This is a genomic window from Aquimarina algicola (genome assembly GCF_006443095.1).
GTDB lineage: Bacteria > Bacteroidota > Bacteroidia > Flavobacteriales > Flavobacteriaceae > Aquimarina > Aquimarina algicola.
On record NZ_VFWZ01000006.1, the window covers coordinates 240,817 to 260,624 of the forward strand.

Below are 19,808 nucleotides of genomic sequence, written 5' to 3' on the forward strand. Positions count from 1 at the left end.
CATTCTTAAATTAGAGTTGAGATGTATAGCGATCTATTTTCTTTACACTTCGACTCTTTTTTTTAAACATTAATTTTTTAAGCATTTCTTCAGAAAACCATTTAGAACTTGTATCCAACTCCAATTCCGAACAACCACGGATTAATATCTACATCTGCTTCAACTGTAGCTCCTAATGCACTTGTTGCGTTTATAGTAACATCGGTCTGCAAAAACAATTTTTTCACATCTGCATTTAAAAACCATCTGTCATTTAGGGCAAAATCCAGTCCTGCTTGTAAGGCAAAACCAACATTATTGTCATACTCTATATCATCGGCAACTGGACCTTCGTCTGCACTGTAGAAAAATGTGTAATTAATACCAGCACCAACATAAGGCTTAAATTTTCCTTCGTTAAAATGATATTGAAGTGTAAGTGTTGGAGGCAAAAGCCAAACATCACCAAGATCGATGTCACCAGCCGCTGTTGATATTGCTTCAACATCATGATTTGCAGTTGCTAATATCAATTCTGCAGCCCAATTTTTAGTAAAAAAATAAGTAAAATCTAACTCTGGAACAAAAGCCGTAGAAATATCTACATCTCCACCTATACCTCCTATAGAAGCGCTTTCGTCTGGTGTAACCACCAAACCTCTAAGTCTTACTTGCCATCTACTAAAATCTTTGGTTTCTTGGGAGTCACTCTCTTGTGAAAACATTGAAAATGAAACTAATAAACAAATGAACGAAATAATTCCAATTCTTCTCATACTACTGATTTTTAAAATTCTTGGTAAAGGTAAATGCTGATGAAAGCTTAAATAATGACTATTATCACCTTTTTGAAATTTGAGAAAGATAATTTCATTTGTAAAGAAAATTTAATTGATTTTCTTTACAAATGAACTTTAGCAAAAAATAATCTTCTCAAATATTGAAATTGGTTATATTGTTCTTTGAGATACTTTTTTTATCTAAAATTAAAATAGGGTTAATAACAAATATGATAAGTGGCATTATAGTTAAACACATACAAAAAAGTATCGCATTATTTTTTCTTATAGTTTTTATTTCAGGTTGTAATAAAAAACAAGATTCGCAGATCACAATTGCTGTTGCTGCTAATATGCAATTCGCGATAAAGGAAATCTCTAAGGTATTTACTGAAAAAACGGGCATAGTCTGCGATATTATCATAGGTTCTTCGGGCAAATTAACTGCTCAAATCAAAGAGGGCGCTCCATACGATATTCTAATGTCGGCTGATATGAAATATCCAGAAAATCTCTATAACGAAGGATTTACGACAAATCCTCCAAAAATATATGCTCATGGAAAATTGATATTATGGTCCACTACAAAAGCAATAAACCCCGACATTCAGACACTTCTACAACCAGAAATCAAACATATTGCTATTGCCAATCCTACTACGGCACCTTATGGAAAAGCAGCAATTTCGACACTAAAACACCAAAAGGTTTATGATCAAATTAAAGATAAATTAGTCTATGGAGAAAGTATCGCACAAACCAATCAGTTTATTATTTCGGGAGCTGCACAAGTTGGTTTTACTTCGGCATCAATTGTGCATACTACACAAATGAAAAATAAGGGATCTTGGATTTCTATTCCTGAAAACACCTACACGCCTATTTCTCAAGGAGTCGTTATTATAAAGAAAAAAGAGAGATCACATAAAACCTTACAATTTTATGATTTTTTGTTCTCTCATTCATCACAAGAAATTCTTAAAAATTTTGGATACATTGTAACTCAAAAATGAATAGTTTATCAGGTCAAATATCGAATATAGAAGTAAGCGGTAGTCTTTCATTAGTAAGTATACAGATAAAAGATACTACATTCAAAGCCATTGTAATAGAAAACCCCAATACTTCTTTATATTTGAAAGTTGATAAACCTGTCAAAATATTTTTTAAAGAAACAGAGGTTATTATTACTACTACCAAAATAGATATGATCAGTCTTGAAAATCAAATTAGCGGTATCGTTACTACTTTTGAAAAGGGTAAATTATTAACTAAAATAACCATTGATACTTATCTAGGCGTTATCAACTCTATTATCACATCTGCTTCATTTAAAAAATTAGGCATCAAAGAAGGTTCAAATGTAATTACAATGATTAAAACCAATGAAGTAGTATTAGGAAAATGATAGACTGGCAACCCTTAATATTAACTTTTAGATTAGCACTAATCACAACGATAATACTAGTTATTTTGGGGATTCCTTTGTCATATTGGCTGGCTTTTTCGAGATCTAGGGCAAAACCTATTGTAGAAACTTTAGTAAGTATGCCTCTAGTGTTACCACCAACAGTTTTGGGATTTTATCTATTGTTAGCCTTCAGCCCAAATCATATTTTTGGAAACTGGATCAACGATTGGTTTGGATTACGGTTAATTTTTTCTTTTGAAGGGCTTGTTATCGCTTCTGTATTATATAGTCTCCCATTTATGGTTCAACCGATTCAATCAGGTTTAGCAGGACTTCCAAAACAGTATAGAGAAGCTTCTTATATCCTTGGTAAATCAAGTTTTACTACTCTACATAAAGTTTTATTACCCAATATAAAGCCTTCATTACTTACTGGTATTGTTTTATCATTCGCTCATACTGTAGGAGAGTTTGGTGTAGTTCTTATGATAGGTGGCAATATTCCTGGTAAAACCAAAGTTGCATCTATCGCTATCTATGACGAGGTTGAAGCGCTTCAATATGATACTGCAAATGTGTATTCTCTAATTTTATTAGGTATTACATTTATAATTCTACTCATTGTATATCTTATTAATGGAGGGTATTTTAAAAAAAATAGAGCATGATACAGATATCTTTACACAAAAAACTACAAGCCGCCAATGGTAAAGTATCTTTACAAATAGATCTCGATATAAAAAAGGGAGAATTGATTACGTTGTATGGCGAATCCGGTGTTGGCAAAACTTCTACATTACGAATGATAGCGGGATTATTAGAGCCCGACCATGGCAAAGTAATCGTAAATAATACGACATGGCTAGACACTAAAAATAAGATCAATTTAAAAACACAAAAAAGAAAAATTGGATTTGTATTTCAAGAATATGCGCTTTTTCCTAATATGACTGTACGCAAAAACCTTGAATATGCTTTACAAAAAAATCAAGACAAAAATAGTATTGATGAACTCATTGAGATTGTATCGTTACAAGAATTACAACATCAAAAACCCATAATGTTATCAGGCGGTCAACAACAACGTGTTGCATTAGCAAGAGCATTAGTGCAAAAACCCGAAATTCTTCTATTAGACGAACCTCTAGCTGCCCTAGATGCCAAAATGAGAAGTAAACTACAAGATTATATATTAAAAGTGCATCGCCAATATGAACTTACTACTATATTGGTTAGCCATGATACTGGAGAAATCATCAAGTTATCAGACCGTGTACATCTTATCAAAAATGGAAAAATAAAAACCTCTGGGTCTCCTTTAGATATATTTACATCGCAACATACGAGTGCAAAATTTACATTTGTTGGAGAAGTCATTTCTATACAAAAGGAAGAAGTCGTATATATTGTTACTGTTCTTATCGGTACTAATGTTGTAAAAATAATTGCGCAAGAATCTGAAGTTGAAGAATTGGAGATTGGTAATAAAGTAATGGTAGCTTCAAAAGCATTTAATCCCATGATCCAAAAGATCATTTAAATTAAGTAATTACCGATTTTAAATCATAATATATTTAACAAGTTAAATGCTTTACACATCACTAAAACTGCATTTGTTATAAAAATCATAACAAAATGTTAATTAAATTTGCTTTTTATTAAAAAAAAGTCCTATATTCGCATTGTCTTACTACGGTAAAACCCCAACACAAATCTTCTTACGACGGTATAATACACGATCTATTCTCGTAACATAAATAGTTTCGAACAGGAATTATTTTGGCTACTATATTATCAAAACATTTATAAAATATTAACCTATAGACGATGCGGAAATACGCTTTTCCGCTGGTTTGGTTGTAATTATATCGAGGAGATTTGCTCAAACTAGTTTTGAGTGTGTTGGGGGACACGACCGACATATAATTACACATCCCCCCTCTCTTTACGGAGAGGGTTTTTATTTTATAAAACCTAATCTCTATAAAGACATACAATTTTATTGGAGATGTATAAATTATACCCCTCCAATAAAACATTAAATCATTAGTATGAATCTAATTTTTCTAATTGTCCTATTTTTTGCCAATTTGGATCAATTTCCATACTAACGTTCAAATAGATATTTCCATGTTTTGTTTTATAAGTAGTTCCGTTTTTTATCTGCTTATCAATTTCTTCGGGTTTGAGTTTAAACATTGCTCCCGTTGCCGGATCAACAATGAGTCCTATCAATCCTCCAAACACAACATTTCCCACATACCAAGCGTTAAATTTTTTCTCTAACTTAGTATCATAAGTTTTATACCCATCTAGTTTTAAAGTCAATTGATATGTTTGATTCCTTTTAAGTCTCTTTTGAACTGGGGTTTCTCCAACTTCAATTTCATTTATATAAACTTTAGCCGAATTAGGCTCAGAAGAAATTTCTACAATTTGTCTGGAACCCGAAATAATTGTTGCACAATTAGAAAGCAATATGATTGAAGAAAAAAGTAATGCTTTAGTAATAATTTCCATTGATTTATTTTTAAATTTTTAATCTAATTTTAGTTTGTATTGTGACAAAGATGAAACATCGCCATTAAACTTATGTAGTTCTATTTTGAGTCGATAACAAGAGCTCCATAGATCAGGTTTCTTTTTTTCTATAACCTTTATAATATTTGCCCCATTTTTTCTCGATATAACTCTCGCTCGATTCATCAAACTGTTGAAGCTACAATTTGTCGAAAACCCTGAATCTTGAAATCTTAGATCACCTATCTTGATCGTATTATTAGGTAATTTGTGTTCGACATCAAGAAAAGCTACTTTTTCATCAATCGATAATTCGGGTTGCGGATTAGCGAAATTTGAAGAGATTCTTGGGCTACAACTTGCAACCCCAATTACTGCAATAAAGATTAGCGCTTTAGTTCTTTTCCTCATACTAATTTTGTTTTCATTTTACATTTTATTCTAAACTGAATTATAAGTATATGTCTTAATAGTTAAAAATGTTACTTGAATCACCAATAATTTCTCTTGACTTTTATAAAGTTGTCATTATTTAAACAGTACATTTATATGCTTGATTTTAATATAATGGTAAAAGCCTACATTTGATCAAAACACATCGATGACACAAAATTTGATTTATTTTATTATTGGACTAGTTGTTTTGAATAGCTGTCACATAAATACATCTAAAGACAGCAGTGAAAAGCATATTTTTTATATCCATGGAAGGATTATCGAACAACAAGGTAAAGAGGCTTACAGCGAAAGATTTGGTAAATATGAATTTGATAGTATTATTGATGCAATACAAGTCAAAAACTCAATAGTTCACTATGAAGTAAGGAAAGAAAATGTTGATGTTAGAATCTATGCTAAAAAAATTTCAAAACAAGTCGACAGCCTTATTCATTTAGGAATAAAACCGATTGATATCACTGTTATAGGAGCCTCTAAAGGCGCAATTATAGCCTCAAATATCTCAGACATCAATACAAATGAGATTAACTATGTATTTCTTGCTGGCAATAATGAATATCAAGAGAACAATAATGATTGGAAATTTCATGGTAAAGTCCTTTGTATCTACGATTTATCAGACGGAATCGCTGGTAAAAATTACGATTATTGGAAATCTAAAGAAAACTACACAACTACATTTGAACAGCTTGAAATAAAAACAAATCTAGGACATGGGTTTCTATACAAACCTTTAGATGAATGGACTATCCCCACTAGAAAATGGATATTAAAACAAAGTTTGTGATCAATCTAAGAAGCTATTTTTATTAGTCTCTTAAATAGTTAACTTTATAGAGTTTGGTTAGTTTTAAGGATCAGTATAGCTTTTGTCACGCTTTACCTCTAAAATCTTTAACTACCTTTTTATTCATTATTAATCCTATTTGATTATAAATGCTTTTATTTTGAATGTTTTTTTATCTTCTCCATCATCTTTTCGGCATTTGTATTTTTAGGATTCAATGTCAATGACTTTTTATAATTTAATAATGCCAAATCATATTGTTTATTTGTATAGTAAGCTTCTCCTAAACTATCATACAAGTTTGCATTGTCAGGAAATTCTGAAACAGCTAATTTGAATATTTTTATACTTTCATTCATTTTTTTTGACGATAGTAAATCATAACCAAGTGCATTCAGTTCATTTGGATTTTCAAAGCTGTAAATATCTAAATTGTTCTTTTTTAAGTCATAATAATACTGAATACCTAAAGCGATATTTTCATGGCATTTAGAACGGATTTGTCTATAAATAGATTTTTTAGACAAACGAAAAGGTTTCCCTTTCATTATATTATACACAGATTCTATTATTTCAAAAGATTTGCTTTTGTTGTTGGACATTAAAATAATATTGAGGTCGTTCTTGAATTCACTAATAAAAGCGGCTTCAAATTGATAGAATTGACCACCATGCATATGTATTGTAAATAAATCATCTGACGAGCCCAGAATACACTTTTGACCTTTAAAATATTGATTTTGGAGAAGTGTCTCTAATGATTCTTTAGAGATAAGTTTATTGTTATGTAAAGCAGTAATCCATTTATTCAAATCACCGATTGAGACCCATAACCAACCTTTACTCGGGATACTTTCGGCAGCATTTTGCTTATGTACATCAAAACTCCTGGCTCTATTTGGATAATCATAGCCAAGATCAAAACCTACATCTGTCATTTTTAAAGGATTGATAATATTCTCCTTTACAAACTCTTGAAATGTTGTTTTTGTAACATTTTCAATAATCCTCTTTTGAAGAAAAATACTATTGTTATTATATTTAAAATCTGTACCTGGTTCAAACAATAAATTGGGAAGAAGTTGTAATCCTTTTAAAATATCTTCTTCATTTTTTACAGTATCATAATCAATTTGAGGAATACCACTAACGTAGTTTAAAAGATGCTTTATGGTGACTTTTTCAGACCATGCCGGTAGTCCTAAATCAAATTGAGAAAGCTTGTCATCCAATTGTAAATCACCTTTCTCGATTAACATCATAATAGAAACAGCAACAAATTCTTTTGCGATTGAACCCGGACTGAAAATAGTTTTTTTTGTCAGTTCAGTTTGCCCTGAACCATCCGTGTATCCAAATGATTTTTGATATACGAGAGAGTCATTCCTAGTAACCAACACATTACCATTAAAAATTCCTCTTTCATAACTAATCTGCATAAGCGAATCAATTGTTTTACTGTAGTTCAAAAAAGGTTGAGTTTCTTGTTTTTGTGCTTTGCAATACCCCAAAAAGGATAAAGATAGGATGAGAATGATGTATTTGTTCATGTTTTATGCCGTTTAATACTAGACGAAATAGATTTAAAATTGTTACTGTTCTTTATAATAATGCTTAAAAAAATTTAAAATCTTTGCTGTAAAACCAGATTACCTTTCCTTTTTTACACATAATTGTTTTTGAATTGTGCAGCTATATTTCAAAGGAATCATTTTTTACATCTTATAGATTTTGTTGCAAGATGAAAGACTGACTACAATTAAGAGGAATCTTTTTATAATATAGTAGTACGGAATTATAAAAAACGACCTTTATATTTTTGATAACCTGAATAGTCGATCATTAGAATTAATCTTGTATTCTTTTTTAAAAACAGCAAAAATGTAGATTTTCAGTTAAAGGTATATCGATTACAAATGTCTTTGATAGTGAGATAGAAAATAAAAGTATTGATACCAGAACATACAAAAAAATTATAACCTCAATATCATCATCTATTAAGCTAAGCAACTATTTATAAAATATTTACGTCTTCATAAATAGAGTAACATTCTGATTTTTTAAATCCATCAAAAAGCACTACATATGAATTCAAATCAACAAGCAGGAAGAATTGCCGGAATACTACTACTATTCGTTTTTATTTCGGGTGTCACAATATTTCAATTTTTACAGGGGCCTGTACTTTTCTCTGATGACTTTATTACAATTACTGCCAAAAATTCAAATAAAATTATTACTTCAATACTATTAGGAATCATAAGTGGACTTGCTTCAATTAGTATAGCCATTATTCTTTTACCTATTTTTAAGCGATCTAATCATTTTTTAGCTTATCTATATGTTTCTTTATGTATCCTAAACTTTATCTCTATTATGCTTGATACTTTTAGTGTCGTATCTATACTGGAGTTAAGTAAAGAATATGTAAAAAATGTAAATTACGACACGAATCATTTCTTGATTTTAAAAACTTTTGTTTATCAACAACACTGGTGGACACACTACCTGTATTTATTAGTTTCTTGCTTTCCTGTTTTTGTTTTGTATTATACATTATACATATCCAAGCTCGTACCAAAAGTAATTTCGATTTTTGGTATCATAGCTGTGTTACTAATGTTTATAGAAGAATTATTTTCGATTTTTGGGCATAGTATAAGTATGAATATGCTTCTCCCAATAGGAATAATTCAATTCATTCTGCCGGCTTGGTTAATTTATAAGGGATTATATCAATCACCTTTTGAAGAAAGAAAAATAGTAATAGAGTAAAAACTAGACTGATATTACCTCATCATCGCTTAGCAATTCTTCTTGCCGTAAGCGAAGTAATATTTGTGCAACAGCTACTGTATCTTTTTCGCAATATATAATGATACGATCAATATCTTGTTCTTCATAATATACTTCACGTACTTGGCTACCATCGATATCATCTTTTGGGGAAGGAATGCCCAAAATATGTGTCAATAGCTTTAAAGAGGTAAAGTGTTTATAATCTCCGAATTTCCATAAATCTAAAGTATCCAAATGAGGGATTTCCCAAGGTTTTTTACCAAATAGATTTAATTTTTGTGGGAGTGAAATCCCATGAATAATCATTCTTCTTGCGATATAAGGAAAATCAAATTCTTTTCCGTTATGCGCACAAAGAAGATGGTAAGGAGTATTAAAATGTGATTCTATTAAATTCTTAAATTCAATTAATACTTCTTTTTCCTCTCCAAAAAAAGACTTGGTTCTAAAGGATCTTTCTTCACCTTTAAATGAAAAAAAGCCTACAGAAATACACACAATTTTTCCAAATTCTGCCCAGATACCTGCCCTTTCATAAAATTCTTCTGGGGTAAAGTCTTCTTTTCGTTGATATTTTGTCTTATCTGCCCACAAATATTTCAATTCATCACTTAAACTATCAAAATCTTTATATTCTGGCACCGTTTCTATATCTAGAAATAGTATGTGTTCTAAATTTAATTTATGAAGCATTCTCTAACATTTTATAAGCCTCTTCGATATACACAAAAAAGTCTTCGGTAAATGATTTATTTGGCATAAAGTTTCCTCTCTTGTGCCCTAGTCTTACAATCAGGATGTCATCTTCGGGAATACAAATCACATATTGACCCAAGATTCCTCTCATGGCAAATATTTTTTTACCTAGATGGTTAGATAACCAAAATCCATAACCATACATTTGGCCATCTTCAAATCTTGGTTTTGTCGCCAATTCAACAAACTCTTTAGGTAATAATTGTTTTCCTGCAAAAACGCCATTATTCTTAAACATCATACCAAAACGTCCAAAATCTCTTGCGTTACTGGCAATACAGCAATATGCTTTTTCGATTCCACTTTCTTCACTGTCTAATTGCCAAAGTGCTTCATGCTCCATGCCCAAGGGTTTCCAAAAACTCTCACTTAAATAGTTAGATAACTTTTGTCCGGTAGCTTTCTCGATAACCATTCCTAGTAACTGCGTATTACCACTTAAATACTTATATTTTTTACCAGGTTCTTCTACAACTTTTAATCCTAGCATCACATCTTTTAGTTCTGTATCATAATAGGCTCTGGCAGTAATAGAAAATGGACTTGTATAATGCTCTGTCCAATCCAGTCCCGAAGACATTGAAGAGAGATCTCCTACTGTGGTTTTGGCAGCTAAACCTTTTGAAAACTCAGGAAAAAAATCACCCAAAGGCTGATCTAAACTTTTGATGTACCCATCCATAATCGCTTTTCCCAAAAGTGCTGTCACAACACTTTTTGCCATCGAAAACGAGTTTGTTTTAGAGTCTTTACTAAATCCTTCTTCATAATTTTCGTACCAAATACTGTCGTTTTTAACGATCATAAAAGCTACTGTACCTAGTTCTTTATTAATTTTATTAAGTTTTTCTGTACTTTGTGCTTTATTATAATCTTGATGGATAGCCCAAGCAGTTGTTGCATTTCCATTTTTGATAACACGATTCTCAAAATAGGTATGATCTTCTATAAAGGCTGATGTGTGACCTGTCATATAAACGACCCTCACTCCTTTCAAAACATATTCGTAATCAAAAATATAAAGTAATGCTACACAAAGCAATATGAGTATAAGAAGACCTTTGAAGAATTTTTTTAGTATACGTTTTACCATTTTAACATGTGATTAAATTAAAATGATTCTCAAAAGAGAAATCCATTTATATAATTTCATTAATTTTTGTCTGTCGTAAGGCTAAAATCATAACTTAGAACAACGATTGTTGTTTTACAGGATTTTCATGATCCAATAACCATTTTTTTCTCCATAATCCCCCTGCATATCCTGTTAAAGATCCATCACTACCAATTACCCTATGGCAAGGAACAACTATCCATAACGGGTTTCTTCCGTTTGCTGTTGCCGCTGCGCGAATCGATTTAGGATCACCTAATCTTTTTGCTATATCAAGGTAAGATGCTGTTTTACCAAACGGAATGGTAAGCAGTTCTGCCCATACTTTTTTTTGAAAATCAGTACCACTTGGGTTCAAAACAAGATCAAAATCAGTTCGTACGCCTTCAAAATACTCTTGTAATTGAGTAACTGCATCTTTAAGATGACTTGGAATATTTTCTTGAGTGGGGGCTTCTTCTTCTTTTACGACAGAAATATCTGTTATTCCATCTTCATTTCCACTTATGCAAGCTGTACCCAAAGGAGTCTGTATGTATGCCGTTTCTTTCACTCTTCTTTATTTTCTTCTAAAATTCCTAATCTTCTTGCTCGATTCTCCCAGTTTTTACGGGCTAGTTCTTGCATATTGGCATCAGTATCGCTTTCATCTACTATTTCTAGTCCTAATAGAGTTTCTATCACATCCTCCATAGTAACCAAACCACTAACTGATCCGTATTCGTCTACCACCAGGGCTACATGCTCTCTTTGTTCTACAAGTTTTTCGAATAAATCGGGAACTACAACATTACGCCCTACAACAAATAATGGTCTTTTTAGATCACCTAGTATTTTATCATGATGATCTTCTGCCATTTCTTTATACACCTCATCTTTGAGCACATATCCGGTAATGTTATCTGGATTATCTTTGTATACAGGAATTCTAGAGAATCTTAATTTTTTATTCGCTTCAAAAAATTCTGAAATGTTCTGATCTTCTGAAGCTATTTTCAAAACCGTTCTGGGTGTCATGATATTTTTTGCCATGACTGCTTTAAAATTCAGTAGATTTTTAATCACCTTGGATTCTGATTCTTCAAAAACACCTTCTTCTTCAGCTATTGTAGCCATTGCCGAGAAGTCTTCACGACTCAATACTGATCCATGATGTCCTTTACCTCCAATAAGTTTGGTAGTAAGTTGTAATATCCACAAAATACCGGTGTATTTTAAAGGGGCAATCAAAACTATTAAAGCTTTTGAAGTAAAATTTGCCAGTTTTTTCCAAAAAGTAGCCCCAATAGTTTTTGGGATAATTTCTGAAACAACAAGTATCAAAATTGTCATAATTGCTGAAACAATCCCAACCATATTAATGCCCAAAATTTCAAATTTGTATGGTAGTTGTTCTGCTTGTACTCCTACAAGAATTGCTCCCACTGTATGGGCAATAGTATTAAGAGTAAGGATTGCTATTAATGGCTTATCTACATCTTTTTTTAGATTTTCGAGAGCAGTTGCATAAGGCTTCCCTTCTTTTTTCTTTACATTAATAAACGTTGGCGTTACACTAAGTAAAACTGCTTCTAGAATAGAACATAAAAATGAAAAGAAAATAGATAATACTGCGTAAATGATTAATAGAGTCATTGTGATATAAATATGGTACTAAAGTAAGGATTTTGAAATGTTTTCTCTTCTTTCTATTAATAATTATGGTACGGTTAACGCATATAGGGCTCAATTTTTATGATTGAGGGTTGATAAGCTTTTACCATTTCGTATGCTCCTGAACAACAAGGAAAAGAAGAAATTTTCCAATCCCAATAAATCTTAAATCGCTTGTTTATTGACGTTGGATTATCAATATAATCTAATGTGTCTTTAAAAAGTTTAACATCACTGTAATTGTTATTACCAGAACCAAAATCGTAGTGATTTCCTTTACTATCTTGAAAAATAATATGTAAATAATCTCCTATATCACTTCCTTGATAACTTACTACCAATGGATTTTTTGTATGCTCCCATTGTGATTTGATATATTGTATCTCCTGTATTAATTCATTTCTGTATCCTTGTGAGCATTCTACTATAAATTGGTTTATATCCCAACTATGGACACGATTTGTTTTTTTACTCCAAGAAGTATCTTTTGTTATCTTTTGATTTACTTCTATTTTTTCTGATACTACAGTATCAACAATGGTTACGTTTTGTTCTTTGGATATCGTTTGTAGATGGTTTTCGCGTTTTTCAGCCTTTTTACATCCAATAAATAAGAGGGTAACAAAAAGTAAACCTTTTGAAATGCTCAATATGTTCATTTGCAATTCAATCATATTGCTAACTTCTTGTTATCTTTCAGCACCTATTAAAAAATAATATATCGGATACTTTAATAGAAAGTAAAAGAATATTTTATTCTGTTTTTCCTTCTCCTGCGGCTATCATGTATGTTTCTATAGCCTTAAGTTCTTCATCAGAAAAGTTTTTAATTACTGCAAAATTAGTTTTCATTACTGCATAGTTCTCAGGATCTACGATAGGTTCAGCTTCTTGCTTCAAAAAAGCAACTAAGTCTGCATTTTGTTCTTGATAAATCTTTACAATTTCTACTACTCCCGGTCCGATTGATTTTTGTTGTATTTTATGACAGGTATAGCATTTTCCTTTACCATTAAAGATAGTTTTTCCTGTATCGAATGCTGAAACTTCTTCTTTTTTTGTTCCTATTTTAATTCCTCCTTTGTCTTCTTTCTCCTTTTTTTCTGATTGACAACTGATCGTTAAGAATGCTAGTGCCGTAAATATTATTGCTATTTTTTGCATGAAAATAATGAATGGTTTAATTATATTTTTCTTTAATTTTTTCTATGTCGTTTTTAAAACGTTTTAAAAGTTCTTGTGACAGGTTTTGAATAATCATTTTTTCCTCTCTTACAACACTATCACTAGCTTTTGCCATTTTTGATAGTGCATATAAGAAAAATTCATATTCTTCATCTGGTCCATTATCAGAAAACACTTCAATTACTTTTTTATAGAGGGTTTCTATATCGTTTTGTTGTTGATTTTCGTAATCAAAAGACCATTTTATCTCATCTCCTTTAGGATGTCCTTTTAAAATTTCTTCAAGAGTTTCTATTTCTTTTTTTTGGATAATTCCATCGCTCATGGCAAGAACATATAATAATTCTCCAAAAGTTTGATATAATCTATCTCTACTAACCATAAATACTCTTTTAATTCACATCTCAATATACAAAATAACAGAGCTCTTTTTCAGATATTTTAAAGTATAGCAATATAGTGCAAATGGATTACCCAATAAGTTTGATCACATCTTTTGCAAAATAGCTTGCTATAATATGAGCTCCGGCTCTCTTAAACGCCATGATCTGTTCTAACATAACGGCATCATGGTCTAACCATCCTTGTGCTGCTGCTGCTTTGAGCATTGCATACTCACCACTTACTTGATACACAGCAACCGGTACATCTACAACATCTCGAATATCTCTTACCAAGTCAAGATAACTCAACCCTGGTTTTACCATAACGATATCTGCTCCTTCTTCTATATCCATAAGTGTTTCTTTTATGGCTTCTTCTCTATTGGCAAAATCCATTTGATATGTCTTTTTATCACCAAATCCCGGTGCTGAATCTAATGCGTCTCTAAAAGGACCATAGAATGCAGAAGCATACTTAGCACTATAACTCATAATACCAGTATTTTTGTAATTCTCCTGCTCCAAAAGCTCTCTGATTGCTAAGATTCTTCCATCCATCATATCACTGGGAGCTACAAAGTCTGCTCCGGCTATAGCATGCGACAGTGCCATTTTTGCTAATACCTCGCAGGTCTCATCGTTTATAATGTAGCCATCTTCTACAATCCCATCATGCCCATATGAAGAATAGGGATCTAGTGCTACATCTGTCATTACCAACATCTCCGGAACTGTATTTTTTACTGTTTTAATAGCACGCTGCATCAATCCATCTGCATTCAGTGCTTCGGTACCATTATTATCTTTGAGCGAATCAGGTACTTTTACAAACAGAAGCACAGATTTTAGCCCCATAGACCAGATATCTTTGACTTCTTGTACTAATAAATCGAGACTATATCTGTAATAACCAGGCATGGAGGCTATCTCTTCTTTGATGTTATCTCCCTCTACAACAAAAAGAGGTACTAAAAAATCGTTTGGAGTAATGATATGTTCTCTAACCAAGGATCGTATTGCATCATTGGTTCTTAACCTTCTGTTTCTACGAAGTTGTTGCATTATAAAATATGAAAATTTTGATTGGTATAAATATACTCATATATATGATATTGGTTTTACATTTTATGATATGATTAAGGGCTTTATTTTTTATCAAAAATTTGTTTTCTACTATTTTTATTGTAGATAATACGCTACAAATTCTCTAAATAAAGAATAAAAATCTCTAAACTCAAAATATACAGGGCTTGCACTACTCACGTTTTTAATGCCTTGTTTTTTGAACAACATTTTTGTTCTCGTCAGATGAAAATATTGTGATACAACAATTATACTTTCGAAGTGTAAACTATCTTTTATTTTAATGGTATTCTTAACAGTTGCACGAGTATTATCTCCAAAATTATCAATAATAATCAAAGAATCGGGAACGTTTTTTTTAACCAAATATTCCCTCATTTTATCTCCTTCATAAAAGCCTTCTTTTCCTAAACCTCCACTAACAATTATTTTTTTTACTTGCCCATTTTGGTACAATCGTAATCCACATTCTAAACGTTTTTCAAGTCGCTTCGATAGGGTACCATCTTCATTTACTTTATTACCAAGAATTACCGCGATATCTGCATTTTCTTCACTATTTGATAATCCATCAATTGTGATAAAGGCTAAATGCCCAAAAAACCATATGAATAATACGCTTATAATTAATTTATATTGTTGTTTTCTTTTTCTCATTAAATCACTATAAACACCTAGGCTATGAGTTATAGCAGGCTTCTACTCATTAACTTTTTGGTTTACAATATACCTTATTATAATAAAATAACGGTTTAAATCCGTGCTCAAACCGCTATTTTTTTATACGTATATAATGCTTTATTCTTCAGGTTTGGTATAAGTAACAATATCTATTCCTATTCCATTTGGATCAACAATTGCAAAGTGTCGGTCTCCCCAGGGTTCGTCTCTAATTTCAACTTCAATTTTAACCCCTTTATTTTTAAGTTTTTTATAAATTGTATCGACTTTTTCAACTTCTATTGTTAAATAAACTCCTTTTCCATTAAATGGTGTTTGAAAAATCGGTTTCTGACTTGGGTGGTTTGGCTGTAAAAAGCTAATTTCTGCTGATTTATCCGGTGTATTCATCAAAAGATAAAAGTCATTTTCAAAACGTACTCCAAAGTCTAATATATTGGTGTAGAATTCTTTAGTCTCAGTCAGTTTTTCTGTAATTATTCCTGCGTTTAGTTTCATTTTACTTTCTGTTTGTGCATTGGTCCAACTTGTGATTAATACCAATACGATTAATACTAATGCTCTCATTTCTAAATAGTTTTGTTTTAACAAATTTAAAATGAGGTTTTTTGTAGAAATTGTAAAAATCGGACAAAGTCTAATAGAATGCTTCTGAAGGTGTTATCCCATAAAATGTCTTGAAATGTTTTATAAAATGTGCTTGGTCATAAAATCCAACATCATAGTATAACTTATTTTCTTTAAGACTTTGTTTTGACGGCTTTGCATTTAGGATATGTTGAAATCGTACAACATTGCTAAATCTTTTTGAGGTTGTACCGATATAGTAGTTAAAAATCCTGCGAAGTTGCCTAGTACTTAACCCTGTTTGCAATTCTTTTTCGATATCCAAAAACCCTTTCTTTTGAAAAATAAGATGTAAAGTGTTGAAGAATCTTTTGTCATATTGAAAATCTTGTTTTCTAACGATTTCAATTAACTTTTTATTTAATTGCTTCGTAATTTTTTCAAAAGGTTCTGATGATTTGATTTCAGATATAATCCACTTTGAAAGATCAGGCAATACATTTTGTAACCTTTGTGATTGATTACTCAAAGATTTGGCATCTACTCTAAATAGAAGTGGAAATGCAGAGGGCAAAAATCGAATACCGATATAATTAAATGCTTTTCCAATTGGAAACTTTGTGTATTTTTTACAAAATCCCATTACAAAATTTTCTGTAGGTTGGTTATGGTTAAAAAATATGTCAATACACCCATCTGAAACAACTCTATAAATAAAAGGTTCTTTGAGTGATTTTTTGGTTTTCAGTTGCCAAAAACAGTATATAAAATTCTCAATTTCTTTATCTGGATAATTCTCTTGGTATACTATCTCTCCATTATTAGCTTTGACGGCTGGCTGAATTGGTTTGTAGTAATTTTTTATGATTTCAAATTCTTTCACTTCTCATTTTGTACGCATTATGTACAACTCTTAGTATAATGCATTAGGAAAGGATAAATTTTCTAGTTTGCAATAAGCCAAAATATCGTACTTTATTTTACCTATTATTAAAAATCAAATTATTGATTTGTCGTCGGTTATAGATCATTACACTTTAAGTTAAACACCTACTCAGTATTAAAAATAGTTTTTGTACCTGTTGTACAATAGTGCTAAAAATAGTAATTTTTAGATTCGTAATAAAATATTATATTTTTAATGTATAGCTTGTCAAAGTACCTTATGAAAATATCATCTGTAGCCGGTTCTAATAATAAATTCTTTGAATTAAAAGAAAATTATTTCATTGGCAATTTCAAGATTAAAAAATAAAATATGAACTTAAAATCAATAATGAAAGTACGTAATATTATCATTATAGCCCTCTTAATAACTAGTACAGGGTGTAAAATATCAAAACAAATATCTCAACATAAAATTAGTTGGCTTAACGGAACCTGGCAGGGTACTGGATATCAAATCGATCTCGAAAATGATAATGAGTGGTCGATTCTTTTGGAAATAGATACCAATAATCAATTGTATACAATAGCCTATCCAAGTTTGAATTGCTCAGGGAAATGGAAATTAATTAAATCCTCAAAAGACCAAGCAACTTTTGAAGAGTTAATTGAACTAAATACCGTTGATTGCACACAAAATGGAAAAGTTATACTTTCAAAAGTTGACGATGACCATGTGATATTCTCTTATTTTTATACCAATACTAAATTTGGTAATACTAAAAAAGCTTCTGCATTTTCAACATTAGAAAAACAAAAATAAATCTAGTGTATACAATAAAATGACTATGATTTATCATTAGAATACACTCCACTAGAAGGACGATCTTTTGGATCAGTTTCTCTGGATAGTACAAATGCACAATTTGTACCACCACCGTAAATACTCAGTTGATTTTTTATACTATACTTTGAAAAAGTATATATTGAACATTGTTGTTTTTGTCTGTAACTGTATCATTTTTTAATCTATCAATTGATTACTCTTCTCCATTCTTTTGGTTTTTTGTAGAAGGAAAATAATGTCGAAATGCCTGATGAATGACAAAACCAAATATAGCTTCGAGGGTTGCCAAAGCAGTTGTCTTTTCCCATGATTGATCACATTGCAGAAGAAAAACCAAAATAGTTACCATAATACCCACAATGGTTAGAGACAATAATGTCTTAACAATCAGATTTGTAATCGACTTATAAACCTCTACCTGTCTGTTTGTTAGATTTTTAATGTTTCTCATTTGGTTAACTGATAAAATTCGGTGATGTGTATCTCTTCTTTCTCAAATACAAACTTATCTCGTTCTAGATCTGCACACAAATCACAAATAATCTCATCATCTATTTCAGACCTTTTGTTATAAGAGTGTATTAATCTGCCACAATCGTCATTTGTACAAAACACACCCACTTTTTTTCTAAAAAACCTCTCTTTTACAGCCATTTCACAAAAAAATCTTGCCATTCGATACGGAATTTTGAAAAAGCTTCTAATATTTTCGACATAAATCCTGTCAGGATCTGTTTGCTCTATAAGCTCTGCTCTTTTTTGTATAAACTTTTGTAGCATTCTTTTTTAATTTTTTGATAGAATTAAATTTACCAATTCTACAATGGCATTATTAGTATCAGAAAATCTACTAATTGATATTTTTCCCTTAAAAGGTTCTATTGCAAACCTTTTTACAACCGAGGTTTTATCTAAAACTTTTAAAACTTTTTTATCTATTGGCGAAGCCATTATTTTTTGATAAACATCCGGATAAATCACTTTTAATGTATTGGCTTCATCCATTGCTTCTGTAGAGGTTGACTTTGATTTTTTAAACTTTACATAAGCAGCATCTACATAATCCTCATGCCACAAAGCTTTGATACCTTTATTAAGATCAGAAGATACCACTGATATGCCTTTTGGCAAAGATTCATTAATCTGATCAATATACATACTTTCATCTAATCTCTTTGTAAGCAGCACCAAAGTATCACCGTTGTAATTAGAAATCGATCGTTCCAATATATTAATACTTATGATCAAATAGCCTTCATAGCTTCTAATCTGAGTAGGTACATAAAAATGTATTTGTTCTTTTTGGTTCTTACTGGAATTAAAGACATCATATGTAGCTGTAAAAAGCAAATTATATGCTTTTTGGCCTTCTATCTGTGCATTACTTACAAAATACTTAGGTACAGGCGTCCAATTTGATTGTAACTTATGATTTGGAGAGACTACATATATATGTTGCTTTAAAAACCCAAAATTCTGAAAACAAAAACTAATGATCTCAGCTTCAGAAAAAGAAGTCATAATTTTAATGATCAACTTTTCTCTCTTTACTTCATTTAAACTAAAATGCTGTTTTAAAACTTTTACAGGAAAAGCCTCTAATAATCTGAAAAGTAATTTTTCTGTTTCCAATATGCTTTGATTTGTGTGTAAAGAAGTCTTATATCAAGAACTACCAAGGTCAATATAACAAATTAAAAGTTCTTTTTACAGATACTATAAAATTCTAATTTTACTCTATAAAATAACACTTTAAAAATAAAAAATCATAATAGATTAAGAGATATTTTTAATGGTTTATCGTACTATTTTTTAGCAAAAAACCTCACAAGATTTTTTCTTACCTCATAACTACAGCTACAACAAAATAATTATTAATGAATATGATTATTCAATTGATTGTAAGTGCTTTTAATAAAA

At 30.8% G+C, this 19,808-nt stretch carries 25 protein-coding genes; 7 read left to right on the forward strand and 18 right to left on the reverse strand.

Annotation, left to right across the window (positions count from 1 at the left end):
• Positions 1–101: 101 nt before the first annotated feature.
• Positions 102–755, reverse strand: coding sequence for an OmpW/AlkL family protein (locus FHK87_RS18905; RefSeq protein WP_140595340.1), 654 nt, complete (start codon positions 753–755; stop codon positions 102–104).
• 233 nt (positions 756–988) lie between these two features.
• On the opposite strand from FHK87_RS18905, the gene modA reads away from it, so the two are divergent.
• Genes modA through FHK87_RS18925 form a run of 4 tightly spaced genes read left to right on the forward strand, consistent with a single transcriptional unit; the run spans position 989 to position 3,709 of the window.
• Complete coding sequence (gene modA, locus FHK87_RS18910; protein ID WP_226294327.1) at positions 989–1,771, forward strand: molybdate ABC transporter substrate-binding protein; 783 nt, start codon at positions 989–991, stop codon at positions 1,769–1,771.
• A complete protein-coding gene (locus FHK87_RS18915) occupies positions 1,768–2,166 on the forward strand; it encodes a TOBE domain-containing protein (RefSeq protein WP_140595341.1) in 399 nt (132 codons plus the stop codon). Before modA ends, FHK87_RS18915 begins: the two co-directional genes overlap by 4 nt.
• Positions 2,166–2,837, forward strand: a complete 672-nt coding sequence (gene modB, locus FHK87_RS18920) for a molybdate ABC transporter permease subunit (protein ID WP_394344939.1) — start codon at positions 2,166–2,168, stop codon at positions 2,835–2,837. The genes FHK87_RS18915 and modB overlap by 1 nt, the downstream gene beginning before the upstream one ends.
• Positions 2,834–3,709, forward strand: a complete 876-nt coding sequence (locus FHK87_RS18925; protein ID WP_140595343.1) for a sulfate/molybdate ABC transporter ATP-binding protein — start codon at positions 2,834–2,836, stop codon at positions 3,707–3,709. Before modB ends, FHK87_RS18925 begins: the two co-directional genes overlap by 4 nt.
• A 506-nt stretch (positions 3,710–4,215) precedes the next feature.
• Here FHK87_RS18925 and FHK87_RS18930 read toward each other — a convergent pair.
• Positions 4,216–4,689 carry a PEGA domain-containing protein gene (locus tag FHK87_RS18930; protein ID WP_140595344.1) on the reverse strand — a complete coding sequence of 158 codons (474 nt, stop codon included), beginning with the start codon at positions 4,687–4,689 and terminating at the stop codon, positions 4,216–4,218.
• 18 nt (positions 4,690–4,707) lie between these two features.
• Complete coding sequence (locus FHK87_RS18935) at positions 4,708–5,100, reverse strand: hypothetical protein (RefSeq protein ID WP_140595345.1); 393 nt, start codon at positions 5,098–5,100, stop codon at positions 4,708–4,710.
• A 190-nt stretch (positions 5,101–5,290) separates the two neighbouring features.
• On the opposite strand from FHK87_RS18935, the gene FHK87_RS18940 reads away from it, so the two are divergent.
• Positions 5,291–5,935, forward strand: a complete 645-nt coding sequence (locus FHK87_RS18940) for a hypothetical protein (protein WP_140595346.1) — start codon at positions 5,291–5,293, stop codon at positions 5,933–5,935.
• Positions 5,936–6,090: 155 nt separating this feature from the next.
• Here the strand turns inward: FHK87_RS18940 and FHK87_RS18945 are convergent, their stop codons facing one another.
• Positions 6,091–7,485, reverse strand: a complete 1,395-nt coding sequence (locus FHK87_RS18945) for a serine hydrolase (protein WP_140595347.1) — start codon at positions 7,483–7,485, stop codon at positions 6,091–6,093.
• Between the two features lie 535 nt (positions 7,486–8,020).
• Here FHK87_RS18945 and FHK87_RS18950 point away from each other — a divergent pair.
• Positions 8,021–8,710, forward strand: a complete 690-nt coding sequence (locus tag FHK87_RS18950) for a DUF4386 domain-containing protein (RefSeq protein WP_140595348.1) — start codon at positions 8,021–8,023, stop codon at positions 8,708–8,710.
• Between the two features lie 3 nt (positions 8,711–8,713).
• On the opposite strand, the gene FHK87_RS18955 is transcribed toward FHK87_RS18950, so the two are convergent.
• The 11 genes from FHK87_RS18955 to FHK87_RS19005 all read right to left on the reverse strand — a co-directional run bounded on the left by FHK87_RS18955 (position 8,714) and on the right by FHK87_RS19005 (position 17,039).
• The gene (locus FHK87_RS18955) at positions 8,714–9,427 is read right to left on the reverse strand and encodes a 3'-5' exonuclease (RefSeq protein WP_140595349.1); all 714 of its coding nucleotides are present in this window, start codon (positions 9,425–9,427) and stop codon (positions 8,714–8,716) included.
• Entirely contained in the window at positions 9,417–10,583 is a 1,167-nt protein-coding gene (locus tag FHK87_RS18960; RefSeq protein ID WP_140595350.1) for a serine hydrolase domain-containing protein, read from the reverse strand. The genes FHK87_RS18955 and FHK87_RS18960 overlap by 11 nt, the downstream gene beginning before the upstream one ends.
• A 94-nt stretch (positions 10,584–10,677) precedes the next feature.
• Complete coding sequence (locus FHK87_RS18965; RefSeq protein WP_140595351.1) at positions 10,678–11,157, reverse strand: methylated-DNA--[protein]-cysteine S-methyltransferase; 480 nt, start codon at positions 11,155–11,157, stop codon at positions 10,678–10,680.
• Positions 11,154–12,239 carry a CNNM domain-containing protein gene (locus FHK87_RS18970; RefSeq protein WP_140595352.1) on the reverse strand — a complete coding sequence of 362 codons (1,086 nt, stop codon included), beginning with the start codon at positions 12,237–12,239 and terminating at the stop codon, positions 11,154–11,156. The genes FHK87_RS18965 and FHK87_RS18970 overlap by 4 nt, the downstream gene beginning before the upstream one ends.
• 74 nt (positions 12,240–12,313) lie before the next feature.
• Positions 12,314–12,931, reverse strand: coding sequence for a hypothetical protein (locus FHK87_RS18975; protein ID WP_140595353.1), 618 nt, complete (start codon positions 12,929–12,931; stop codon positions 12,314–12,316).
• 79 nt (positions 12,932–13,010) lie between these two features.
• Positions 13,011–13,421 carry a c-type cytochrome gene (locus FHK87_RS18980; RefSeq protein WP_140595354.1) on the reverse strand — a complete coding sequence of 137 codons (411 nt, stop codon included), beginning with the start codon at positions 13,419–13,421 and terminating at the stop codon, positions 13,011–13,013.
• A 16-nt stretch (positions 13,422–13,437) separates the two neighbouring features.
• Positions 13,438–13,824 carry a tellurite resistance TerB family protein gene (locus FHK87_RS18985; protein ID WP_140595355.1) on the reverse strand — a complete coding sequence of 129 codons (387 nt, stop codon included), beginning with the start codon at positions 13,822–13,824 and terminating at the stop codon, positions 13,438–13,440.
• 88 nt (positions 13,825–13,912) lie between these two features.
• Positions 13,913–14,887, reverse strand: coding sequence for a porphobilinogen synthase (hemB, locus tag FHK87_RS18990; protein WP_140595356.1), 975 nt, complete (start codon positions 14,885–14,887; stop codon positions 13,913–13,915).
• Positions 14,888–15,004: 117 nt separating this feature from the next.
• The gene (locus tag FHK87_RS18995; protein ID WP_140595357.1) at positions 15,005–15,565 is read right to left on the reverse strand and encodes a YdcF family protein; all 561 of its coding nucleotides are present in this window, start codon (positions 15,563–15,565) and stop codon (positions 15,005–15,007) included.
• A gap of 141 nt (positions 15,566–15,706) precedes the next feature.
• Entirely contained in the window at positions 15,707–16,087 is a 381-nt protein-coding gene (locus tag FHK87_RS19000; RefSeq protein ID WP_140595388.1) for a VOC family protein, read from the reverse strand.
• Between the two features lie 139 nt (positions 16,088–16,226).
• Entirely contained in the window at positions 16,227–17,039 is an 813-nt protein-coding gene (locus FHK87_RS19005) for an AraC family transcriptional regulator (RefSeq protein ID WP_140595358.1), read from the reverse strand.
• A gap of 375 nt (positions 17,040–17,414) precedes the next feature.
• On the opposite strand from FHK87_RS19005, the gene FHK87_RS19010 reads away from it, so the two are divergent.
• The gene (locus tag FHK87_RS19010; protein ID WP_140595359.1) at positions 17,415–17,864 is read left to right on the forward strand and encodes a hypothetical protein; all 450 of its coding nucleotides are present in this window, start codon (positions 17,415–17,417) and stop codon (positions 17,862–17,864) included.
• 217 nt (positions 17,865–18,081) lie between these two features.
• Here the strand turns inward: FHK87_RS19010 and FHK87_RS19015 are convergent, their stop codons facing one another.
• From FHK87_RS19015 to FHK87_RS19025, 3 genes are read right to left on the reverse strand one after another with little or no spacing between them, the layout of a single operon-like run.
• The gene (locus FHK87_RS19015) at positions 18,082–18,339 is read right to left on the reverse strand and encodes a hypothetical protein (RefSeq protein WP_140595360.1); all 258 of its coding nucleotides are present in this window, start codon (positions 18,337–18,339) and stop codon (positions 18,082–18,084) included.
• Positions 18,336–18,668, reverse strand: coding sequence for a hypothetical protein (locus tag FHK87_RS19020; RefSeq protein WP_140595361.1), 333 nt, complete (start codon positions 18,666–18,668; stop codon positions 18,336–18,338). Before FHK87_RS19020 ends, FHK87_RS19015 begins: the two co-directional genes overlap by 4 nt.
• A gap of 6 nt (positions 18,669–18,674) precedes the next feature.
• Positions 18,675–19,520, reverse strand: coding sequence for a hypothetical protein (locus FHK87_RS19025; RefSeq protein ID WP_140595362.1), 846 nt, complete (start codon positions 19,518–19,520; stop codon positions 18,675–18,677).
• Positions 19,521–19,808: the final 288 nt, after the last annotated feature.